Below are 21606 nucleotides of genomic sequence, written 5' to 3' on the forward strand. Positions count from 1 at the left end.
CGCAATAGCACGGGCAGGGGCAGTCTTCACAGGCGGCGCACAACAACGCCGCCAATAAGATGTGCTTACAAGGTCTCGGCGAGGAACCTCATGGCAGCGACGCGGATCGACTGCGACATCCACCCGGCGGTTGGTGGCACGCGCACGACGCTACTGCCCTATCTCAGCGATCACTGGAAAGAGCAGGTCGTGAGCCGCGCCATCGACGGGCTCGATCTCACCTCCTATCCGCCCGGCATGCCGCTAAGCGGCCGCGCCGACTGGCGTCCGGCGAACGGCGCAAAGCCTGGTTCCGATCTTGCGATGGTACAGAAGGGCGCATTCGAGCAGTTAGGTGCCAGCCACGCGATTCTCAACGTGCTGTATGGTGCGCAGGCCGTGTTCGACCCCTACATGGCGGCCGACTTCTGCAAGGCGATCAACGACTGGATCGCGACTGAGTGGCTGTCGCGCGATCCGCGCTTGCGCGCCTCGATCGTGGTGCCGATGCAGGACCCGGATCTGGCGATCGAGGAGATCGAGCGCCGCGCCGGCGATCACCGCTTCGTCTCGATCCTCGTGCTGGCGCAGGGCGAGACGCTCTTGGGACGGCGGCATTTTTGGCCGGTCTATCGGCTCGCCGAGAAATACAAGCTGCCGCTCGCGATCCATGCCGGCACGCAATATCGGCAGGCGCCGAGTTCGGCCGGCTGGCCGTCGCACCGCTACGAATATTACTTCGTCGAGGCGCAGGCGTTTCAGGCGCAGATCTTGAGCCTGATCTATGAGGGCGTGTTCGGCAAGTTTCCGAGCCTCAAGGTCGTGCTGATAGAATCGGGCGTGAGCTGGCTGCCGGCCTTCATGTGGCGCGCCAACAAGACCTGGCGAGGGGTGCGCGTCGAGGTGCCCTGGGTCGAGCGCGAGCCGGCTGCGATCATCCGCGATAATTTTCGCGTCACCATGCAGCCGTTCGACGCGCCGGGCGACGCCAGAAGCGTCGAGGACATCATCGACCAGATCGGCTCTGAGAAGATGTTCCTGTTCGCGTCCGACTATCCGCACTGGCAGTTCGACGGCGACGATCCGATCCCGCCGAACCTGCCGAGCAGCATCATCTCGAAGATGTGCGTCGACAACCCGCTGGAGACGTTTCCGCGGCTGTCGCTCGCCAACTGACATTGGAGGTTCGCATGAGTGAGGTCATCGACCGCCCGCTGCGGGAAGACGAGAAGCACGCCGCTTCGCGGCTGCGCATCGTCGATTGCGACGTCCATCCGAGCCTGCATTCGGTCGACGATCTCAACGAGTTCCTGCCAAAACGCTGGCAGCAGCATCTAAAGGAATATGGCAGCCATTTGCGCACGCCCTATCTGTTCACCACGCCCTATCCGCGCTCCTCGCCGTTGATCGCGCGCCGCGATGCCTGGCCGCCGACGGGCGGGCCGCCCGGCTCGGACCTCGCCTTCATGCAGAAGCAGCATCTCGATCCGCTCGACGTCGAGTTCGGGATTTTGCAGGTGCTCGATCTCTTCATCTTCTCGCAGCAGAACCTCGAATTCGGCGCCGCAATCCAGCGTGCCATCAACGACTGGCAGCTGGCGTTCTGGTCGCATCGCGACCCGCGCCTGAAGGCTTCGATCCTGGTCGGCCAGGACGGCGTTGATCTCGCCATTGCCGAGATCGAACGCTGCGCGAAAATCGGCGAGTACGTCCAGATCAACGTCTCGCCGCGCGCCAACGAGCCGCTCGGCCGCCGCCGCTATTGGCCGATCTACGAACGTGCCGAGGCGCTGGGCTTGCCGCTCGGCATCCATGTCGGCGGCTATGGCGGGCATGCGCCGACCGGTGGCGGCTGGCCGTCTTATTATGTCGAGGAGCACCAGTCCAACGCGCACACCATTGCGGCGCAGCTTGCCAGTCTCGTGATCGAGGGTGTGCCGGAGCGCTTTCCAAAATTGAAGTTCGTCTTCATCGAGGGCGGCTTCGGTTGGATCCCGTCCGCGGTGTGGCGGATGGACCAGCATTTCGAGCGCTTCCGCAGCGAGGTGCCGCATCTCAAGCGCAAGCCGTCAGAATATGTCCGCGAGCATTTCTGGTTCACGACGCAACCGATCGACGAACCTGACGAAGCCCGGCACCTGCGCTCGCTGATCGAATGGGTCGGCATCGATCGTCTCTTGTTCTCGTCGGACTATCCGCACTGGGATTTCGACGATCCGCGCTTCGCTTTCAAGACGCCCCTGACGGAAGCCGAGCGGACCAAGATATTCAGCACCAATGCCCGCGCGGTCTACAAGTTCTGAGAAGGTCTGCACGGTATGGCCCGTCACATCGTTGCGTCCACCTCGGAGATCCCACCCGGTGGCAACAAGGTCGTCGATGTCGCCGGCCGCGACATTGTCGTGTTCCACGTCAATGGCGAGTTCTTCGCGCTGCTGAACCGCTGCCCGCACGAAGGCGCGCCGCTGGAGAAAGCGGCCTGTGTTGCGCGGCTGACCTCGCCCGAGCCCGGCATCTATCAGCGCTCGCGCGTCGGCGAGATGCTGCGCTGTCCCTGGCATGGCTGGGAGTTCGACATGCGCAATGGGCAGTCGTGGTTCGATCCGAAGCGCGTCAAGATAAGGTCATATCCGGTCGCGGTGGAGCGCGGCGAGGAACTCCAGAAAGGCCCGTATGTTGCCGAGACGTTTCCGGTGCATGTCGAGGACAGCTACGTGATTGTCGAGGTCTGAGTAGCCGTTTCGGATTGTGATTTCGCCGCAAGTGGGATAAGCCTCGCCCGCATTTGTGGCGGAGATGAGCTTTGTCGAAACAATCCCTGCGTGAAGAGGCCGAGCGCCTGATCCGCGAATCGATGGAAAAGAAAACCGTCGTCGTCAAGCAGGGTGATACCCGCATCGAGGCCGTCTGCGGTAAGTGCGGCGCCCCGAACCGGGTGCAGGCGCCAAAGGGCCAGACCCGCATCAAGTTCGCCTGCAAGAATTGTGGGCATCAGCAAGAGACGCTGTAGGTTTCTTCGCCCTCTCCCCCTGTGCGGATGCAACCCTCATCCGGCGCTTCGCGCCACCTTCTCCCACAAGGGAAGAAGGAAAAACGCCTACTCCCCCTTCACGAATTTCGCGAATGCATCCGCATGGTCCGGATGCCAGCGTGACAGCGGCGGGCGGTTCTCCACGATGTCACCGGCGGCCCACAGCATGCGCTTTTCGTCGAGCGCGCGCGGGACGTCGTTGTCCGGGCACAGGATGTAGAAATCGCCGGCCTCCAGCCGCGCCAGCATGAAATTCACGGTCTGCTCGGCCGTCCAGGCGCCGGCCGGCTTATCTGTCCGGCCCTTCGCGGTAAGGTTCGTGAAGACGAAGCCGGGAATCAGCAGATGCGCAGTGATGCGGCAACCCGCAGTGCTGCGCAGTTCGTGCTGGAGCGCTTCCGTAAAAGCTTTCACGCCGGCCTTGGAGACGTTGTAAGCGGGATCGCCGGGCGGGGTGGTGATGCCCTGCTTCGAGCCGGTGTTGATGATGAGCCCCGCCCTGCCGCGCGCGATCATGCTGGGCGCAAAGATGCGCGAGCCGTTGATGATGCCCCACATATTGACGCTGATGATGCGCTGCCAATTGTCAGGTTCGCCGAACAACGTGCTGCCGGGCTGGATGCCCGCATTGTTCATGAGGATGTCGGTGTCGCCGAAGCGCTCGCGCACGGCGCGCTCGAGTTCCGCCACGCTCTCGGCCTTGCTGACATCGATCGCGAAGGTCATCACATGTGTGGCAGACGTTATGGATGACAGTCTTGTTGCGGCCTCCGTCAGCCGCGCCTGATCCACATCGGCGATACATACCTTCATGCCGTCGCGCGCGAACGCCAAAGCCGCGGCGAATCCGATCCCGGACGCGCCGCCGGTGATTACGGCAACATTGTCTTTGACGATGGCGGGATGCGGCATCGATCGTTCTCCGGGGAGGGGGCTCGGTCGTGCTATAACATGGCACTCGCGCGACCCTGCACAAGTCGGCATGGGAGGTCTTCGTTCCGCGCCGACTTTATGCCTCTCCTTTACGCCTGTCCGGCGTCGCAGTATTCTATCGACCAACGATCCCACCCAGATCGAACCAATCCATCAATTGAGAGGGAGTTCAGCCATGGCTGTGTCGCAGGCTATTCCAATCACGCGCCATCCGTTCGCCAATGGGTCCTACAAGCAGATGTTGATCGACGGGAAGTGGGTCGATGCCGCCTCCGGCAAGCGCTTCGAGACCCACAACCCCGCGACCGGCGAACTGCTCGCAACAGTGGCCGAGGGCGAGAAAGAAGATATCGATCGCGCGGTTGCTGCCGCTCGCCGCGCCTTCGAAGGGCCGTGGGGCAAGGTCAAGCCGTTCGAGCGGCAGAACCTGCTCCTGAAGCTTGCCGACCTCGTCGAGAAGAATTTCGACGAATTGTCGCAGCTCGACACGCTCGACATGGGCGCGCCGCTCAGCCGTACCCGCGCCTATCGCCTGCGCGCCGTCGGCATGCTGCGCTATTATGCCGGCCAGACCACCGCGATTCACGGGGAGACCATCGAGAACTCGCTGCCCGGCGAGATATTCTCCTATACGCTGAAGGAGCCGATCGGCGTCGTCGGCGCCATCATTCCCTGGAACGGTCCGCTGACTGCGACGATCTGGAAGATCGGTCCGGCGATCGCGACCGGCTGCACCGTCGTGCTCAAACCCGCCGAAGAAGCGCCGCTGACCTCGCTGCGCATCGCCGAGCTCGCGATGGAAGCGGGCGTGCCGCCCGGCGTCATCAACGTCGTGCCCGGCTATGGCGAGACTGCGGGCGCGGCGCTTGCCTCGCACCACGACGTCGACAAGGTTGCCTTCACCGGCTCGCATGTCACCGGCCAGTCGATCATCCGCGCCTCGGCCGGCAACCTCAAGCGTGTCTCGCTCGAACTCGGCGGCAAGTCGCCGGACATCGTGTTCGCGGACGCCGATCTCGATGCGGCCGTGCCGGGCGCCGCGATGGCGGTGTTCGCCAATTCGGGGCAAATCTGCAGCGCCGGCACCCGGCTGTTCGTCGAGCAGTCGATTTACGAGGAGTTCGTCGGCCGCGTCGCCGAGTTCGGCAAGAAACTGCAGGTCGGCAACGGTCTCGATCCCAACACCCAGATCGGACCACTGGTGTCCGAGCAGCAGCTCGAGCGCGTCACCAGCTATCTCGACATCGGCCAGAAGGAAGGCGCCAAGGCGCTCGCCGGCGGTGGCCGCGTCACCGAAGGCGCGCTTGCAAAAGGCTTCTTCGTCTCGCCGACGGTGTTCGCGGGCGTCCAGGACAATATGCGGATCGCGCAGGAGGAGATTTTTGGTCCCGTCATCTCCGCGATCGCGTTCAAGGACATGGACGAGTTGGTGAAGCGCGCCAACGCCACCACGTTCGGTCTCGGCTCCGGCCTGTGGACGCGCGACGTCAGCAAGGCGCATGCGGTCGCGAAGAGCCTGCGTGCCGGTTCAGTGTGGGTGAACTGCTACCAGGCGATGGACCCGGCTGTGCCCTTCGGCGGCTACAAGATGAGCGGCTACGGCCGCGAATCCGGCAAGCAGCACGTCGAGGAATATCTCAACGTCAAGGCCGTCTGGATCAAGACGGCCTAACGCGCCATCGCGTCCGGACTTCAGCGATCGGTCCTGCTTGCTGCGACGACAGAGCGCTTGCAGCGACCTGAGGTTGTTGCCCGGACGCTACATGCGATTTTGAAAGCGCGCGTCGTCCGCGCTTTTGCAAGACTTGCTATCCCATTCCGAATGTCGGCCGGTTAGTTCTAGTCACCGTCAATCTTCGGAATTGGAATATCGATAATGCTTCGCTTTGCTCCGATCGTGTTTGTGGCTTTGGGTGTCGCCTCGGCGCAGCCCGCACTCGCGGCCGATATGACCGCACGTGCGCCAGCGTACAAGGCGTCGCCACTGCCCGTCGCCTACAATTGGTCGGGCTTCTACGCCGGCGTGAATGTCGGGTACGGGTGGGGCGATGGTGCGAACGATCTCGCGCCGCATGATCCGGTCTTCACCGCGGGTGTGCTCGACGTCGCACTGGCGGGCGGCCTTGTCCCGGCTTCGCTGGCAACAAACGCGCGTGGCGTAATGGGCGGCTTGCAGGCCGGCTACAATGTGCAGACGGGCTCGTTAGTGTGGGGCGTCGAAGCCGATATCGCGGCGGCCGACATCAAGGGTAGCTCGACGGTGACCCGAACCTTGCCGGTCTTCCCGACGATCATGACCACGCAAGATCAGAAGGTCGACTGGTTGGGGACCGTGCGCGGCCGGATCGGTGCCACCGTCACGCCCGACTTGATGCTGTACGCGACCGGCGGTCTTGCCTATGGGCACGTCAAGGCATCGACGTCGATCGTGGATCCCACGGGTGGGAGCGGCACGCCCTGCCTCAATGTGATCTGTAGCGCCGGCGCAGTGGAAAGCTGGCGCGTGGGCTGGACGGTCGGCGGCGGTGGCGAGTACCGTTTTGCGTCGAACTGGAGCGTCAAGCTCGAATATCTCTACTACGATCTCGGCAGCGAGAACTACACCATCTTCAATCCGCTGTTCCCGATCGCCCCCGGCCCGGCGCGCGGCTTTGACTCAACCGCGAATTTCACGGGCCACATCGCACGGGTCGGCTTGAACTACAAGTTCGGCCCAGGCGCGGTCGTTGCGAAATACTGACCTGCCGTTCTGAGCAAGCAACGAGCCCCGGGACCACCCCCGGGGCTTTTTGATTCCGTCGCCTCTTTTGGCTGGCCAGCCATCCCCGCATGCAGCTTCCGAGCTGCGAGCCTTTCTCTTATGGTCCACGCCTCTCATCGACCATTTTGGGGCCAGCATGAAATTCGAGGCGTTGTTTCAACCGTTGCAGGTCGGTCCGTACAAGCTCGCGCATCGCGTCGCGATGGCGCCGTTGACGCGCATGCGGGCCGAGCGCGAGAGCTTTTCGCCGCGGCCGCTCAACGCCGAATATTACGGTCAGCGCGCCACCCAGGGCGGCCTGCTCATTGCCGAGGCCTCGCCTGTGCTCTCGCATGGTCGCGGCAATCCGGCGACGCCCGGCATCTATTCGGAGACGCAGATCGCGGGCTGGCGCAAGGTTGTCGACGCCGTGCACGCCAAGGGCGGCATCATCTTTCTCCAGCTCTGGCATGTGGGCCGCGTCTCGCATTCCTCCTTCCACGGCGGGGAGCTGCCGGTCTCGGCCTCGGCGATCCCGATCAGGGCCGAAGGCATGAAGGCAATGACCGCCGACGGCAAGATCTCCGACTACGAGACGCCGCGCGCGCTGGACACGGACGAGGTCAAGGGCATTGTCGAGGCCTTCAGGCGGGGCGCGAAGAACGCGCTGGCCGCCGGCTTCGACGGCGTCGAGATCCACGGCGCCAACGGCTATCTGCTCGAGCAATTCCTGCAATCACGCAGCAACCAGCGCACCGATCAATATGGCGGCTCGATCGAGAACCGCGCGCGGCTTCTGCTCGAAGTGACCGAGGCCGCGATCGACGTCTGGGGCGCGAGCCGCGTCGGCGTGCGGCTGTCGCCCCACGGCATCGCCAATGATTCCGGCGAGCCCGATCCGATGCCGCTCTACACGCACGTGGTCAAGGCGCTCGACAAACTCGGTCTTGCCTATCTGCATTTCATCGAACCCCGCTCCAGCGGCTCGGGGCGCGCCGAAGTCAACTGGCAGAACGTGCCGTCGGCAATGCTGCTGTTCCGTCCGCTCTATAGCGGCGTGCTGATGACCGCCGGCGGATTTACCGGCGAGACGGCGAACGCCGCGATCGCGGAGGGGCATGCCGACCTCATCGCCTTCGGCCGCATCTTCATTTCCAACCCCGATTTGGCGCGTCGCCTGCAGCACGATTACCCTCTCACCCCGTACAACCGTGCCACGTTCTACGGCGGCGAGGAGAAGGGTTATACCGACTATCCGGTGTATGACGAGCTGACGCCGGCGTAAGCGTTCTCGTCTGTCATTCCGGGGCGATGCGAAGCATCGAGCCCGGAATCCATTCCGCCTTCAGGTATGCCGCGCGATGGATTCCGAGCTCGCGACTTCGTCGCGTCCCGGAATGACAATCATGTATTATCGTGGTCACGACGACAATACAGGGAAATCACCATGGCCAAAGCCGCAGCCGCCGCAGGAGTTGCCACCGGCCAATGCCTCTGCGGCAAGGTCACCTTCGAGATTGACGTCCCCGCACGCTGGGCCTGGCACGATCACTCCGCCGCCAGCCGTCGCGCCCACGGCGCCGCCTATGCGACCTATGTCGGAAGCTGGAAGAAGCGGTTTCGCATTACCGCAGGCAAGACGGCGCTGACCCGCTACGAGGACAAGGCAACGAAGACCGCGCGCAGCTTCTGCGCGCATTGCGGCACGCCGATTACGTACGAGCGCCCGCGCGGGCCGCATATGGTCAACATCCCCCGCGCGCTCTTCAACGAGCGCACCGGCCGTCAGCCGCTCTATCACATCGCGATCGAGGAGCTGCAGGAATGGGCCTATACCGGCGAGCCGCTGGTGCCGCTGAAAGGTTTTCCGGGTGTGGTGTGGCAGCGCTCGAAAAAGAAAAAGCGCGTCGGCGGCGAGGATCCGTTCGAGCTCGACCGCGAAGAGATGTAGCGGCGCGCGCCCACGCAACGCAGCCATGAGCGGACTTCCTTGCGCGCGTCCAGCAACTTCGGCCATCATGCCTTCGTCCTTGCGGCAACGTCCGCTCCTGGAGGAAACATGAAGAACAAGATCACCGGCCGTTCCGCCTTTCTCGCGCTGCTCAAGGACGAGGGCATCACGCATCTGTTCGGCAATCCCGGCACCACCGAACTACCGATCATGCATGCGCTGAAGGACCATCCTGATCTCACCTATGTGATGGCGATGCAGGAGAGCCTGGTGGTGGCAATTGCCGATGGCTACAGCCGCGCCTCCGGAAAGCTCGTGGCCTGCAACGTCCATGTCGCGCCCGGCCTCGGCAACGCGATGGGCTCGCTCTACAACGCCCAGTTCACGGGCACACCGATGATTCTGACCGCGGGCCAGCAGGAGCAAGGCCACGGCCTGATGGAGCCGGTGCTCTACGGCCCGCTGGTGCGCATGGCGGAGCCGCTGGTGAAATGGGCGGTCGAGGTGACGCGCCTCGAGGATCTGCCGCGCATCGTGCGCCGCGCCGCCAAAGTCGCGACCACGCCGCCGACCGGGCCCGTGTTCATTTCGTTGCCCGGCGACATCCTTAACAGCGAGGCCGGGATCGATCTCGGCCGCTCCACCCGCATCGACGCCCGCACAAGGCCGTCGGATGAGACACTCAAGGCGTTCGCCGCGCGGCTGCTGAGGGCCGAGCGTCCCGTGATCGTCACCATGGACGAGGTGGTCAAGAGCGATGCGCTGATGGAGGCCGCCGAACTCGCAGAACTACTCGGTGCGGCCGCGTACCAATCGTCGACACCCTACGGCTCGCACTTCCTTTCGGAGAGCCCGAGCTTCGTCGGCACGCTGGCACGTGTCCAGAAAGTCGCGCGCGACACGCTTGCGCCGTACGACCTCTTGATCGCGCTTGGCGGCGATCCTCTGCGGATGTCGGTCTACAGCGAGGTCGACGCGCTGCCGGAAGGGCTTGGCATCGTGCAGATCGGTCTCGGCGATTGGGAGATCGCCAAGAACTACGGTGCCGAGATCGCGCTGAAGGCGGATTTGAAGGAAACGCTGCGTGCGCTGATCCCGGTGCTGAAGGAGATGGGCGGCGCTGCCCTGGCGCAACGTGCGAAGCAACGTCTCGCCGAGCTTGCGCCGAAGAACTGGACCGCGCGGCGCACCGCGCTGGTCGAGCAGATCGGCAAGGCCGCGGACCGCAGCCCCATCGATCCGGACTGGCTGGTGCTGCAAATGGTCGAGTCCATGCCCGCCAACGCCATCCTGGTCGACGAAGGCCTCACCTCGAGCCGCCAGATCACGGCGCTGCGTGCACACCGCGACCGCTTCGGCTATCACGGCCTTGCCTCCGGCGGCATCGGCTGGGGCCTGCCGGCTTCCGTCGGCGCCAGCATCGCCAATCCCGATCGCCCCGTCGTCTGCTTCTCCGGCGACGGCAGCGCGATGTATTCGATCCAGTCGCTGTGGACGGCGGCGCATCACAAGCTGCCGCTCAATGTGGTCATTGCCAACAATGGCGGCTACCGCATCATCAAGCAGCGTCTGCTCGCCTTCCATGGCGACGACAATTACGTCGGCATGGATTTTGTCGATCCGCCGGTGGATTTCGCGGGCGTGGCGAAGGCGTTGGGATGCGAGCCGATCGAGGTGAGCGACCCCCGCGAGTTGAAGGCGACGCTGGCGTCGGCGTTTGGCCGACCCGGAACCAAGCTAATCGAGGTGATGGTGGACGGAAAGGTGTAGGGCAGCGTCACTTGCGCCCCGCTGGTGTCCGCCACGTTTCAGTCGTCATCACCCGCGAAGGCGGTGATCCAGTATCCCAGAGGGCGGCGGTGATTGAGTCGAGACGCCGCGGCGTACTGGATGCTCCGGTCAAGCCGGGGCATGACAGCGTACCTCGGGGTGCTATCCCTTCCTCCCCACCCGATACCCCGCTGCCGGATGCGGCGCACCTAGTCGCGCACGCCCGTCACCGAACAGCTTCTCCCGCAGCGTGCCCTGCGCGTACTCCGCCTTGTACCGCCCGCGGCGCGTCAGCTCCGGGACCAGCATATCGGCGATGTCCTCGAAATCGCCGGGTGAGATCGCGAAGGCGACGTTGAGGCCGTCGACATCGGTCGCCTCGAACCACGCCTCGATCTTGTCAGCGACCATCTCCGGCGTGCCGACCACGACGGGACCGGCGCCGCCGACGCCAATATGCTCGATGACGTCGCGCACGGTCCAGACGCGATCGGGATCGGCGCGGGTGACGTTGTCGAGTGCGCTGCGACCGGCGTCGTTCTGGACATGGCGCACCTGCTGATCGAGCTCGTAGCCGGAGAAGTCGATTCCGGTCCATCCCGACATCAGCGCGAGCGCGCCCTCGGGGCTGATGTGGCGGCGATAGTCGGCGTATTTTTCGTTTGCCTCGGCCTCCGTCCGCCCGAGGATGATCGTCATCATCGAGAACATCAGGATTTCCGCCGGATTGCGCCCGAACGCGGCGGCCTCGTGACGGATCGCCGACACCCGCGGCGCGATCACCCTGGCCGACGGCCCCGACATGAACACGCATTCGGCGTGCTGTGCCGCGAACTTCCGTCCGCGCGGCGAGGTGCCGGCCTGGTACAGCACGGGCGTCCGCTGCGGCGAGGGCTCGCTCAGGTGGATGGTGTTGTTGATGCGCCAGTTCGCGCCCTCATGGTTGACGCGATGAACTTTTGAGGGATCGGTGAAGATGCCGCGCGTGCGGTCGCGCAGCACGGCGTCGTCCTCCCAACTCCCTTCCCAGAGCTTGTAGACGACCTCCATATATTCGTCCGCGATCTCGTAGCGGTCGTCGTGCCCGATCTGCTTGTCCTTGCCGGCGCCGCGCGCGGCGCTGTCGAGATAGCCGGTGACGACGTTCCAGCCGATTCGTCCCTCGGTGAGATGATCGAGCGTCGACATCCGCCGCGCGAACGGATAGGGCGGCTCGAAGGAGAGATTGCTGGTGACGCCGAAGCCGAGATTCTGCGTCACCGCCGCCATTGCCGACAGCAGCAACAGCGGATCGTTAGAGGGCGACTGGGCTGCATTGCGCAAGGCTGCGTCAGGACTGTTGCCGTAGACGTCATAGACGCCGAGCACGTCGGCCAGGAACAGTCCGTCGAAACGGCCGCGCTCCAGCGTTTTGGCAAGATCGATCCAGTAGGGCAGGCGGTTATATTCGGCAGTGCGGTCGCGCGGATGGGTCCACAAGCCCGGTGACTGGTGCGCGACGCAATTCATCGCAAATGCATTGAGCCTGATCTGCTTGGCCATGATGGTCCCCCGGCGCCCTGTACCGGGCGCTCTTCGAATGATAGAGCTGCGCCCGAACTTGGCGAAGTTCTTGCATATAGTGCGACGTTGGCAAGGCCAAAATCGGCGGCGCTGCCGCGCTTGGCAAGCCAATCTCAAGAGAGCAAGAACGAAATCCCAAGACTATCGAAGTCCCCGCCACTTTCGGAGGCCTGCCCGCATCAGGTATGCTCCTTCGCCTCACAACCTAAAAAAGAAAATAATGACCAGAGCCGATGCCATCGCCCGCGCCCGTGACGATTTCAAATCCGGCGCGTTCCTCGCCGAACTCGACCGCCGCGTCGCCTACCGGACCGAGAGCCAGAATCCGAACCGGAGCGTCGAGCTGCGCGCCTATCTGGAACAGGAGATGGTGCCCGCTTTCGCCGCGCTCGATTTCCAAAGCCGGATGATCGAATCTCCCAGCGGCAAGGCGCCGTTCCTGTTCGCCGAACACCGCGAGAGCGAGACGGCGCCGACTGTTCTGATCTACGGCCATGGCGACGTCGTCGACGGCATGGAAGGCGAGTGGCGCGACGGCCGCGATCCCTGGCGCACCACGGTTTCGGGCACGCGTGTCTACGGTCGCGGTACCGCCGACAACAAGGGCCAGCACAGCATCAACATGGCCGCACTCCGTGCGGTGCGCGAGGCCCGCGGCGGCATGCTCGGCTTCAACGCCAAGTTCATCATCGAGATGGGTGAGGAGATCGGTTCGCCGGATCTTGGCAAGGTCTGCGATCTCAATCGCGATGCGCTCAAGGCCGATCTGTTCATGGCCTCCGACGGGCCGCGCCTGTCCGCCGACCGTCCGACGCTGTTCCTCGGCTGCCGTGGCGGCATCCGCATTCATCTCGATGTGAACCTTCGCGACGGCGGCCATCACTCCGGCAATTGGGGCGGCGTGCTCGCCAACCCCGCGACCATTCTGGTCAACGCGATCTCGACGCTGGTCGATGGCCGCGGCCGCCTTCAGCTGGAGGGGCTGAAGCCGCCCCGGCTCACCAACCAGATCCGCAGCTATCTTGCGGACGTGCAGGTGGTGCCCACCGAGGACGAGCCGGCGTTGGCCGAGAACTGGGGCGAGGAGGGTCTTTCGGCGGCCGAGCGGCTCTATGCCTGGAACACGCTCGAAGTGCTGGCGATGTCGTCGGGCAATATCGAGAAGCCGGCCAACGCCATTCCCGCCCGCGCCAATGCCGTGCTGCAACTGCGTTTCGTGGTCGGCACCAGGATCGATGGGCTGATCGAGGCGATCCGCGCGCATCTGGCGCAGAAGGGCTTTCCAATGGTCGAGGTGCGGGCGGCGCAGAGCTTTGCCGCCTCGCGCACGGATTTCGACAGCCCCTGGATCACATGGGCGGCGGATTCGGTGCATCAGACCACCGGCAAGGTGCCGGCGGTGCTGCCGAATTTCGGCGGCTCGTTGCCCAACGACGTGTTCTCCGAGCTCCTCGGCCTGCCGACGATCTGGGTGCCGCACTCCTATCCCGGCTGCTCCCAGCATGCGCCCAATGAGCACATCCTGCTGCCCTTGACCGAAGAGGCCTTGACGATGATGGCCGGCCTGTTCTGGGATCTCGGGGAATTGCCAAGCGCGCTAACAGGACCGCTAACGCGCCCTCCGGCCTGAGCCGCTAATCGGAGCCGCGATCCAGCCAAAAGTCACATTCTATTCCAACCCAATTTGTGCTTGCATCCCGCCGGCATCATCCTGAAAGGGGACCAAAAAGTGAAACATTTCCGTAGCATCGGCCTCGCGCTCGCCGCGACCTTCGCTGTCAGCCAGGCGGGGGCCGAGGAGCTGACCGGCACGCTCAAGAACATCAAGGACACCGGCGCCATTACGCTCGGCTTCCGCGACTCCTCGATCCCGTTCTCCTATCTCGACGACAACCAGAAGCCCGTCGGGTTCGCGATGGACATCTGCTACAAGATCGTCGACGCCGTGAAGAAGGAGCTCAAGCTCGACAAGCTCGAGGTCAAGCTCAACCCGGTGACCTCGGCGACGCGTATTCCGCTGATGGCGAACGGCACCATCGACCTCGAATGCGGCTCGACCACCAACAATGCCGAGCGCCAGAAGCAGGTCGCCTTCACCAACACCCATTACCTGACCGCCAGCCGCTACGTCTTCAAGAAGTCGAGCGGCCTGAAGTCGATCGACGACCTCAAGGGCAAGACGGTGGTTTCGACCGCCGGCACCACCAACATCAAGCAGCTCACCGAAGCCAATGTTGCGAAAAGCCTCGGCGCCAACATCATCCCGGCCAAGGACCACGCCGAATCCTTCTTGATGGTGGAGACCGACCGCGCCGTCGCCTTCGTGATGGACGACATCCTGCTCGCCAGCCTCGTGGCCGGCTCGAAGTCGCCCGACGACTACGTCATTTCCAAGGACGCGTTCTCGAAGCCTGAGCCCTACGGCATCATGCTGCGCAAGGACGACGCGCCGTTCAAGAAGGTGGTCGATGCGGCGACCGCCGCGCTCTACACGTCCGGCGAAGGCCAGAAGATCTACGACAAGTGGTTCACCCAGAAGATCCCGCCGAAGGGTCTGAACCTCAACACCCCGATCTCGCCCGAGCTGAAGAACGAGTTCGCGAAACCCTCGGACTCGCCAAACCCGGACGACTATAAGTAAGCTGAGTTGTTCGCCTCTCCCCCTCGTGGGGAGAGGCAGCATATTCCGGCCATTCTGGAGGGAGAGTGGCCGGACATTTGCATAGGCGCCGGGACATCCATGACTGGCGCGTTCGCGCGGGGGACACGTGAACTACCACTGGAACTGGGGAATTTTCTTCGAGCCGAACCCGATGGGGACCGGCACCTATCTCGACATGCTGCTGTCGGGGCTGGTGCTGACCCTCAAGACGGGTGCGCTCGCCTGGATCATCGCGCTGATCGCCGGATCGTTCGTGGGCGTGATGCGCACGCTGCCGTCGAAGGGTGCGTACTGGTTCGGCTTTGCCTATGTCGAATTCTTCCGCAACATGCCGCTGCTGGTGCAGCTCTTCCTGTGGTTCTTCGTGCTGCCGGAACTGCTGCCGAAATCTGCCGGCCTCTGGCTGAAGCAGCTGCCCAATGCGCCATTCTGGACGGCGGCGATCGGCATCGGGTTCTTCATGTCGGCACGCGTCGCCGTGCAATTGCAAGCCGGCATCGGATCGCTCCCGCGCGGGCAGAAGATGGCGGCGACCGCGCTCGGCCTGACGACCTTGCAGGCTTATCGCTACATCTTGCTGCCGATGGCGTTCCGCATCATCCTGCCGCCGCTGACGTCCGAGTTCCTCAACACCATCAAGAACACGGCTGTGGCCATCACCATCGGTTTGCTCGAGCTGACCGGACAGGCGCGCTCGATGCAGGAATTCTCGTTCCAGGTGTTCGAGGCCTTCACCGCCGCGACCCTGCTCTATCTCCTCGTCAACGCCGTCGTCGTGACCGCAATGCGCTTCCTCGAGCGCTACGTCGCGATCCCCGGCTACATCACGGGGAAATAGCACCATGTTCAGCAATTTCGATTTCGAGGTCATCCGTCGCGCACTGCCCTATCTGTTTTACGAGGGCATGACGTTCACGCTGATGCTCACGGGGCTTGCGGCGCTCGGCGGCCTGATCTTCGGGACGGCTATCGCGCTGATGCGGCTGTCAGGCTTCAAGATCCTGGGCCGCATCGCCGGGGTCTATGTCGACTTCATGCGCTCGCTGCCGCTGGTGCTGGTGATCTTCTGGTTCTACTTCCTGGTGCCCTATATCGGGCAGTGGGTGACCGGCGCGTCGCGCCCGATCAGCGTCGGCGCGTTCGCATCCTCGCTCATCACCTTCATCATGTTCGAGGCCGCGTACTTCTCCGAGATCATGCGTGCCGGCATCCAGTCGATCTCGCGCGGCCAGCCGGCCGCAGCCAACGCGCTCGGCCTGACTTACGCCCAGACCATGCGCTACGTGGTGCTGCCGCAGGCCTTCCGTAACATGCTGCCGGTGCTGATCACGCAGACCATCGTGCTGTTCCAGGACACCTCACTGGTCTACGTGCTGTCGATCACCGATTTCCTCGGTGCGGCAAGCAAGGTCGCGCAGCGCGACGGCCGTCTGGTCGAAATGTATCTGTTCGCAGCGATCGTCTACTTCACCATCTCCTGTGTCGCGTCCTTCGGCGTTCGCCGCCTGCAGGCGCGCATCGCCATCATTCGATAGAGTTTGTCATGATCGAGATCAGCCACGTCGACAAATGGTACAGCCCGAGCTTCCAGGTGCTGACCGACTGCACCACCAACGTCTCCAAGGGCGAGGTGGTCGTGGTCTGCGGCCCGTCGGGATCGGGCAAGTCGACGCTGATCAAATGCGTCAACGCGCTGGAGCCGTTCCAGAAAGGCGACATCAGCGTCGATGGCACCAAGGTCAACGATCCCAAGACCAATCTGCCCAAGCTGCGCTCGCGTGTCGGCATGGTGTTTCAGCATTTCGAGCTGTTTCCGCATCTGAAGATTATCGACAATCTCTGCCTCGCGCAGCAGAAGGTGCTCGACCGGTCGCGCGACAAGGCGATGGCGAAAGGCATGCAACTGCTGGAGCGCGTCGGCCTGAAGGAACAGGCGCAAAAGTATCCCGCGAACCTGTCCGGTGGCCAGCAGCAGCGGGTGGCGATCGCTCGCGCGCTCGCAATGGATCCCATTGTCATGCTGTTCGACGAGCCGACCTCGGCGCTCGACCCCGAAATGGTGAGCGAGGTGCTCGACGTCATGGTAGACCTTGCCCATGAGGGCATGACCATGATGGTCGTCACCCACGAGATGGGCTTTGCCCGCAAGGTTGCCAACCGCGTGATCTTCATGGATCGCGGCGAGATCGTCGAGGACGCCCCGAAGGACGATTTCTTCGGCAAGCCCCGCAGCGACCGCGCGCAGAAATTCTTGTCGAAGATCCTCTCCCACTAGCTCTGCCGTCATTCCGGGGCGCGACGTAGTCGCGAGCCCGGAATCCATCGGGCGGCATTGTACGAGGGGAAATGGATTCCGGGCTCATTCGCTGCGCGAATGCCCCGGAATGACGAATAGAGGGGTGATCGCCGCCCCCATTTCGCATATAAGCGCGCCAAATCCCTTTGCCCTCAGGAGACCTGCCTTGGATCCGATCGCCTATGTCAACGGCTCATTCGTCCCGCTCTCGGACGCCAAAATTTCGGTGCTCGATCGCGGCTTCCTGTTTGCCGACGGCATCTACGAGGTCTCGGCCGTGCTCGACGGCAAGCTGATCGACAATGCCTCGCATCTGACGCGGCTGGAGCGCTCGGTCGGCGAGATCCAGCTGAAGCTGCCCGAGACGGTCGAACGCATCACCGAGCTCCAGAAGGAGCTGATCGCGCGCAACAAGGTCGAGAACGGCCTCGTCTATCTCCAGGTCACGCGTGGTGCCGACAAGGGCCGCGACTTCGCCTTCCCCAAGGGCGACGTCAAGTCGAGCCTGGTAATGTTCACGTCGGAGAAGGACATCATCAACGCCGCCTCAGCCAAGACCGGCATCAATGTGATCACCGTGCCCGACATCCGCTGGGAGCGGCGTGACATCAAGAGCGTGGCACTGCTCGCGCAAGTGCTGGCAAAGCAGGCCGCGGCCGAAGCCGGTGCGGGCGAGGCCTGGATGCTGGAAGACGGCTACGTCACCGAAGGCGGTTCGTCCTCGGCGTTCATCCTGACCCATGACGACGTCATCGTGACCCGCAAGAACTCCAACGCGATCCTGCCGGGCTGCACCCGCAAGGCGGTGGTGGCGCTGGCGGAAGAGCGTCAGCTCCGTATCGAGGAGCGTTCCTTCACGGTCGCCGAGGCGCTCGCCGCCAAGGAAGCCTTTGCCACCTCGGCGTCGCTGTTCGTCCAGCCGGTGGTTGCGATCGACGGCAAGAAGGTCGGCGACGGCAAGCCCGGCCCGCTTGCCGCGCGGCTGCGCGAGATCTACGTGGAGTTCGCCAAGGCGACGGCGGTTTAAGCCACCCGCTCGGTGTCATCGCCCGGCTTGACCGGGCGATCCAGTACTCCGTGACGGGAGTGCTGGACTCGACAAGCCGCGGCGTACTGGATGCCCCGGTCAAGCCGGGGCATGACAGTCGAATGTATTGAGGCGGTATGGCCTCATGCGTCAGCACCTCACGCCACCGACGCCTTCACCTTCACCGGGTGAACCGCACGGAACGCGATCGCGATCCTGTTCCAGGCATTGATGGCGCCGATCAGCATGGTCAGGTTCACCGTCTCCGCATCGGAGAATTGCGCGCGGACCTGCTCGTAGACATCATCGGGCGCATGCGTCTCGGAGATCAGCGTCACCGATTCGGTCCAGGCCAGCGCGGCGCGCTCGCGGTCGGTGTAGAGCGGGGATTCGCGCCAGGCGTTGAGCAGATAGATGCGCTGCTCGGTCTCGCCGCGCTTGCGGGCGTCTTCGGTGTGCATATTGATGCAGAAGGCGCAGCCGTTGATCTGGGACGCGCGGATCTTGACGAGCTCGATCAGCGATTTCTCCAGGCCGGTCGACTGGATCTGCTCTTCCAGTGCCATCAGCGCCTTCATCGTGTCGGGTGCGGCCTGGTAGAAATTCATGCGGGGTTTCATGGTCGTTCTCCTTGCTTGCTGGGTTGATGTCAGTGGGCGCCGCCGGCCGAGGCGTGGCCGGCCTTCTTCAGGAAGAGGGTGGCGATCAGCGCGACGATCAGTGCCACGCCGAGCAGATAGAAAGTGTCGCTGAAGGCGAGGATATAGGCCTGCTTCTGCACGATGTGTCCGATCGCGACATAGGCGCGATGCAACGCGTCCGCCCGGTCGAGCACGCCGTGATTGATGAAATATTGCGTGAGCTGTTCCAGCCGTGTCCGCGTCGCCTGCTCGAACAGCGAGACTGACTGCATCAGCACGTTGGAGTGATACTGCTCGCGCTTGGTCAGCAGGGTCTGTAACAGCGCGATGCCGACGGCGCCGCCGAGATTGCGAATCATGTTGAACAGGCCGGAGGCCGAGCCCGCGTTTTCCGGTTCGATGCCTGAGGTCGCCACCGCAGACAGCGGCGCCATCACCAGCGCCTGGCCGATCGCACGAACCACATTGGGCCAGAGCAATTGATCGGCAGCATAGTTGCCCGTCATGTAGATGTTCATGAAGTTGGAGGCCGCGAACAGGACGAAGCCGACGCCGATGATGAGCCGCGCATCGAGCTTCTGCATCAGGCGCGGCACCAGCGGGATCAGCACGAGCTGCGGCAGGCCGGTCCATGCCAGCACCATGCCGATCTGCTCGGCATTGTAGCCCTGGATGCGGGCCAGATATTGCGGCAGGATGAACACCGAGCCGTAGAGCGCGATTCCCAGCAGGAAATTCGCGAGCATGCCGAAGCCGAAATTGCGGCGGACCAGCAGACGCAGGTTGAGGAGCGGCTTCTTCACCGTGAGCTCGATGATCAGGAAGGCGCTTAGCGCCACGGCCGCGATGACGGACAGCTTGACGATGAAGGGCGAGCCGAACCAGTCGTCCTTGTTGCCTTCCTCGAGCACGGTCTGCAGCGCCGACAGTCCGATCGCCATGGTGATGATGCCGGCCCAGTCGCCGTCGCGCAGCAACGACAGCTTCATGGGCTTTGCGTCCAGCGCGTACCAGAGCATGCCGACCATGATCGTGCCGGGGACGACGTTGACGTAGAAGATGTACTGCCAGCCAAAATTCTCGGTGAGATAGCCGCCGATGGTCGGGCCGATCGCGGGCGCGAACGTCGCCGACAGCGCGAACAGCGCAAGGCCGACCGGCTGCTTTCCGCGCGGCAGCAATGTGATGATGAGCGTGAACGCCATCGGAATCAGCACGCCGCCGCTAAAGCCTTGCACCGCCCGCAGCACGATCATCTGCGGCAGGTCCTGCGCCAGCGCACAGGCGGCCGACAGGACCAGGAACAGGACCGCGTTGGTGAGGAGATAGATGCGGATCGAGAACACCTGCGCCAGCCAGCCCGAGAGCGGGATCACCACGATCTCCGCGATCAGATAGGAGGTCGAGATCCAGCCGCCGTCATCGATGCCAGCGCCGATCGCGCCCTGAATATCGGCGAGCGACGCATTGACGATCTGGATGTTCAGCACCGCCATGAAGGCGCCGAGCGTCGCGCCGATCACGGCAATCCAGGTCTTGGTCGACACGGCAGGCGTTATGGTGGCCGCGACTGAAGCGGGGATATTGGCGGCGGAGGCGGCGTTGACGGTCGTTTGGAGCGTGCTCATGGAAGCCTCGTCTCGTTACGGAGACAGCATGGATCAGGCAGTTGGTTTCGATAATCGACGAAGTTTGGGAAGGATCATCCGGCAGGGCTTGATAGTCCTGCCGGACCTTTCCGGCTTCAACCGCCGTTCGGACGGGCCGCGTTGTCGGCGAGATGCTTTGCCGTCTCGCGCTCGGCCATGACGGCCTGTTTGGTGTCGACGGTCGGCACCGCGGACATGCCGGGGCGCAGCAGGCCGGTCAGGCTGTGGTCGTCGAGCACGATCTTCACCGGTACCCGTTGCACGATCTTGGTGAAATTGCCGGTGGCGTTGTCGGGCGGCAGCAGTGCGAATTCAAGGCCGCTCGCCGGCGACAGGCTGTCGACATGGCCGCGCAGGGTCTGGTTGCGGAAGCTGTCGACGTGCAGCTCGACCGGCTGGCCGGAGCGGACATGGGTGAGTTGCGTCTCCTTGAAATTTGCCACGACATAGACCGCATCGAGCGGCACCACGGCCATCAATTGCGTGCCGGCCTGCACGAACTGTCCCACGCGCAATGAGCGGGCGCCGACCGTGCCGTCGACCGGCGCGGTAATCTCGGTGTAGGAGAGATTCAGCGTCGCCTGCTCCGCGACCGCGCGCGCGTGTTCGAGTTGGGCCGTAGCCTGCGCGCGCTGGGTGGTGAGCACGTCGACCTTGCGTTGCGCGGCCACGAGGCCCGATCTGGCATGTTGCAGCTGTGCATTGCTGGCGCGCAACGCAGCGTCAGTCTGTTGTGCGCGCTGAATCGTGCCGGAGCCCGACTTCATCAAATCGTCGTAGCGGGCGCGCTCCTCCTGCGCAAATTTCAGATTCGCGTCGGCAGCAGCGACGTCGGCTGTGCTCTGCTCGATGATCGGCTGCTGGAGTTCGAGCTGGGCGTCGAGGTTGCGTACCGACGCTTCCGCCGCAGCGACATCCGCGCGGGCCTGGTCGAGCGCCGCCTTAAAGTCGCGGTCGTCGATCTTCGCCAGCACCTGGCCCGCTTTGACCTTTTCGTTGTCGCTGACCAGCACCTTGGCGATGTAGCCCGAGACTTTTGGCGCGATGATCGTGGAATCGGCCTTCACATAGGCGTCATCGGTTGTCTCGAGATAGCGGCCGTTGACCCAGTAGTCGTGTCCATAGTGGACAATCGCTACCGTGCCCGCGAAGAACGCCAGCGCCAACGCCGCCCGCCGGACCATATTCCGGGCCGGACCACGCACCGGCGCCGTGAGGGAAGCTTGAGTTATCTCAGTCGCTTGCTGGAAGTTTTCGGTGCGGGGCATCTCGGACATGGCAGTCTCCTATCGGCTGGCTGAGACTATCGGTCTTCTTCGCTCGATCGATAATCGGCGAAATGCCGGAAGGATTATCCGCTGAGA

At 63.6% G+C, this 21606-nt stretch carries 20 protein-coding genes; 15 read left to right on the top strand and 5 right to left on the bottom strand.

Features of this window, described 5'->3' with window-relative positions; genetic code table 11:
* Nucleotides 1-90 precede the first annotated feature (90 nt).
* The 4 genes from AC0L21_RS32105 to AC0L21_RS32120 all read left to right on the top strand — a co-directional run bounded on the left by AC0L21_RS32105 (nt 91) and on the right by AC0L21_RS32120 (nt 2989).
* A complete protein-coding gene (locus AC0L21_RS32105; RefSeq protein ID WP_473265690.1) occupies nt 91-1155 on the top strand; it encodes an amidohydrolase family protein in 1065 nt (354 codons plus the stop codon).
* 14 nt (nt 1156-1169) lie between these two features.
* Nucleotides 1170-2282 carry an amidohydrolase family protein gene (locus AC0L21_RS32110; protein ID WP_473265691.1) on the top strand — a complete coding sequence of 371 codons (1113 nt, stop codon included), beginning with the start codon at nt 1170-1172 and terminating at the stop codon, nt 2280-2282.
* A 15-nt stretch (nt 2283-2297) separates the two neighbouring features.
* Nucleotides 2298-2711 (top strand): Rieske (2Fe-2S) protein, encoded by a 414-nt coding sequence (locus tag AC0L21_RS32115; protein ID WP_027565497.1) that lies wholly within the window; start codon nt 2298-2300, stop codon nt 2709-2711.
* 71 nt (nt 2712-2782) lie between these two features.
* Entirely contained in the window at nt 2783-2989 is a 207-nt protein-coding gene (locus AC0L21_RS32120; RefSeq protein ID WP_007615092.1) for a hypothetical protein, read from the top strand.
* Nucleotides 2990-3076: 87 nt separating this feature from the next.
* Here AC0L21_RS32120 and AC0L21_RS32125 read toward each other — a convergent pair whose 3' ends face one another.
* Nucleotides 3077-3922 (bottom strand): SDR family NAD(P)-dependent oxidoreductase, encoded by an 846-nt coding sequence (locus tag AC0L21_RS32125; RefSeq protein WP_473265692.1) that lies wholly within the window; start codon nt 3920-3922, stop codon nt 3077-3079.
* Nucleotides 3923-4118: 196 nt separating this feature from the next.
* On the opposite strand from AC0L21_RS32125, the gene AC0L21_RS32130 reads away from it, so the two are divergent.
* The 5 genes from AC0L21_RS32130 to AC0L21_RS32150 all read left to right on the top strand — a co-directional run bounded on the left by AC0L21_RS32130 (nt 4119) and on the right by AC0L21_RS32150 (nt 10404).
* The gene (locus AC0L21_RS32130) at nt 4119-5615 is read left to right on the top strand and encodes an aldehyde dehydrogenase family protein (protein ID WP_473265693.1); all 1497 of its coding nucleotides are present in this window, start codon (nt 4119-4121) and stop codon (nt 5613-5615) included.
* A 204-nt stretch (nt 5616-5819) separates the two neighbouring features.
* Nucleotides 5820-6683, top strand: coding sequence for an outer membrane protein (locus AC0L21_RS32135; RefSeq protein WP_473265694.1), 864 nt, complete (start codon nt 5820-5822; stop codon nt 6681-6683).
* A 157-nt stretch (nt 6684-6840) separates the two neighbouring features.
* Nucleotides 6841-7968, top strand: coding sequence for an alkene reductase (locus tag AC0L21_RS32140; protein ID WP_473265695.1), 1128 nt, complete (start codon nt 6841-6843; stop codon nt 7966-7968).
* 162 nt (nt 7969-8130) lie between these two features.
* Complete coding sequence (locus AC0L21_RS32145) at nt 8131-8634, top strand: GFA family protein (RefSeq protein WP_473265696.1); 504 nt, start codon at nt 8131-8133, stop codon at nt 8632-8634.
* 108 nt (nt 8635-8742) lie between these two features.
* Complete coding sequence (locus AC0L21_RS32150; protein ID WP_473265697.1) at nt 8743-10404, top strand: thiamine pyrophosphate-binding protein; 1662 nt, start codon at nt 8743-8745, stop codon at nt 10402-10404.
* 162 nt (nt 10405-10566) lie between these two features.
* On the opposite strand, the gene AC0L21_RS32155 is transcribed toward AC0L21_RS32150, so the two are convergent.
* Nucleotides 10567-11946 carry an LLM class flavin-dependent oxidoreductase gene (locus AC0L21_RS32155; protein WP_473265698.1) on the bottom strand — a complete coding sequence of 460 codons (1380 nt, stop codon included), beginning with the start codon at nt 11944-11946 and terminating at the stop codon, nt 10567-10569.
* Nucleotides 11947-12187: 241 nt separating this feature from the next.
* On the opposite strand from AC0L21_RS32155, the gene AC0L21_RS32160 reads away from it, so the two are divergent.
* The 6 genes from AC0L21_RS32160 (at nt 12188) to AC0L21_RS32185 (ending at nt 17952) form a co-directional block, all read left to right on the top strand.
* Complete coding sequence (locus AC0L21_RS32160) at nt 12188-13597, top strand: M20 family metallopeptidase (protein WP_473265699.1); 1410 nt, start codon at nt 12188-12190, stop codon at nt 13595-13597.
* A 99-nt stretch (nt 13598-13696) separates the two neighbouring features.
* Nucleotides 13697-14608 carry an amino acid ABC transporter substrate-binding protein gene (locus AC0L21_RS32165; protein WP_473265700.1) on the top strand — a complete coding sequence of 304 codons (912 nt, stop codon included), beginning with the start codon at nt 13697-13699 and terminating at the stop codon, nt 14606-14608.
* Nucleotides 14609-14735: 127 nt separating this feature from the next.
* Nucleotides 14736-15467, top strand: a complete 732-nt coding sequence (locus tag AC0L21_RS32170) for an amino acid ABC transporter permease (protein ID WP_473265701.1) — start codon at nt 14736-14738, stop codon at nt 15465-15467.
* 4 nt (nt 15468-15471) lie between these two features.
* A complete protein-coding gene (locus tag AC0L21_RS32175) occupies nt 15472-16164 on the top strand; it encodes an amino acid ABC transporter permease (RefSeq protein WP_007597029.1) in 693 nt (230 codons plus the stop codon).
* Nucleotides 16165-16172: 8 nt separating this feature from the next.
* Entirely contained in the window at nt 16173-16904 is a 732-nt protein-coding gene (locus AC0L21_RS32180) for an amino acid ABC transporter ATP-binding protein (RefSeq protein ID WP_473265702.1), read from the top strand.
* A gap of 187 nt (nt 16905-17091) precedes the next feature.
* Complete coding sequence (locus tag AC0L21_RS32185) at nt 17092-17952, top strand: D-amino-acid transaminase (RefSeq protein WP_473265703.1); 861 nt, start codon at nt 17092-17094, stop codon at nt 17950-17952.
* A gap of 158 nt (nt 17953-18110) precedes the next feature.
* On the opposite strand, the gene AC0L21_RS32190 is transcribed toward AC0L21_RS32185, so the two are convergent.
* From AC0L21_RS32190 to AC0L21_RS32200, 3 genes are all read right to left on the bottom strand, one after another.
* Nucleotides 18111-18572, bottom strand: coding sequence for a carboxymuconolactone decarboxylase family protein (locus tag AC0L21_RS32190; protein ID WP_007615070.1), 462 nt, complete (start codon nt 18570-18572; stop codon nt 18111-18113).
* A gap of 29 nt (nt 18573-18601) precedes the next feature.
* The gene (locus tag AC0L21_RS32195; RefSeq protein WP_473265704.1) at nt 18602-20221 is read right to left on the bottom strand and encodes an MDR family MFS transporter; all 1620 of its coding nucleotides are present in this window, start codon (nt 20219-20221) and stop codon (nt 18602-18604) included.
* A gap of 116 nt (nt 20222-20337) precedes the next feature.
* Nucleotides 20338-21519: an HlyD family secretion protein gene (locus AC0L21_RS32200; RefSeq protein ID WP_473265705.1), complete on the bottom strand. Its 1182-nt coding sequence runs from the start codon at nt 21517-21519 to the stop codon at nt 20338-20340.
* Nucleotides 21520-21606: the final 87 nt, after the last annotated feature.

This window comes from Bradyrhizobium sp. WSM4873, from assembly GCF_055811355.1.

Excerpts from the sequence above, each read along its gene's own strand:
- AC0L21_RS32175 (WP_007597029.1), top strand. The coding sequence starts at position 15,472 with ATGTTCAGCAATTTCGATTTCGAGGTCATCCGTCGCGCACTGCCCTAT.
- AC0L21_RS32155 (WP_473265698.1), bottom strand. The coding sequence starts at position 11,946 with ATGGCCAAGCAGATCAGGCTCAATGCATTTGCGATGAATTGCGTCGCG.
- AC0L21_RS32115 (WP_027565497.1), top strand. The coding sequence starts at position 2,298 with ATGGCCCGTCACATCGTTGCGTCCACCTCGGAGATCCCACCCGGTGGC.
- AC0L21_RS32105 (WP_473265690.1), top strand. The coding sequence starts at position 91 with ATGGCAGCGACGCGGATCGACTGCGACATCCACCCGGCGGTTGGTGGC.
- AC0L21_RS32110 (WP_473265691.1), top strand. The coding sequence starts at position 1,170 with ATGAGTGAGGTCATCGACCGCCCGCTGCGGGAAGACGAGAAGCACGCC.
- AC0L21_RS32195 (WP_473265704.1), bottom strand. The coding sequence starts at position 20,221 with ATGAGCACGCTCCAAACGACCGTCAACGCCGCCTCCGCCGCCAATATC.
- AC0L21_RS32180 (WP_473265702.1), top strand. The coding sequence starts at position 16,173 with ATGATCGAGATCAGCCACGTCGACAAATGGTACAGCCCGAGCTTCCAG.
- AC0L21_RS32190 (WP_007615070.1), bottom strand. The coding sequence starts at position 18,572 with ATGAAACCCCGCATGAATTTCTACCAGGCCGCACCCGACACGATGAAG.
- AC0L21_RS32140 (WP_473265695.1), top strand. The coding sequence starts at position 6,841 with ATGAAATTCGAGGCGTTGTTTCAACCGTTGCAGGTCGGTCCGTACAAG.
- AC0L21_RS32135 (WP_473265694.1), top strand. The coding sequence starts at position 5,820 with ATGCTTCGCTTTGCTCCGATCGTGTTTGTGGCTTTGGGTGTCGCCTCG.
- AC0L21_RS32150 (WP_473265697.1), top strand. The coding sequence starts at position 8,743 with ATGAAGAACAAGATCACCGGCCGTTCCGCCTTTCTCGCGCTGCTCAAG.
- AC0L21_RS32145 (WP_473265696.1), top strand. The coding sequence starts at position 8,131 with ATGGCCAAAGCCGCAGCCGCCGCAGGAGTTGCCACCGGCCAATGCCTC.
- AC0L21_RS32125 (WP_473265692.1), bottom strand. The coding sequence starts at position 3,922 with ATGCCGCATCCCGCCATCGTCAAAGACAATGTTGCCGTAATCACCGGC.
- AC0L21_RS32160 (WP_473265699.1), top strand. The coding sequence starts at position 12,188 with ATGACCAGAGCCGATGCCATCGCCCGCGCCCGTGACGATTTCAAATCC.
- AC0L21_RS32200 (WP_473265705.1), bottom strand. The coding sequence starts at position 21,519 with ATGTCCGAGATGCCCCGCACCGAAAACTTCCAGCAAGCGACTGAGATA.
- AC0L21_RS32130 (WP_473265693.1), top strand. The coding sequence starts at position 4,119 with ATGGCTGTGTCGCAGGCTATTCCAATCACGCGCCATCCGTTCGCCAAT.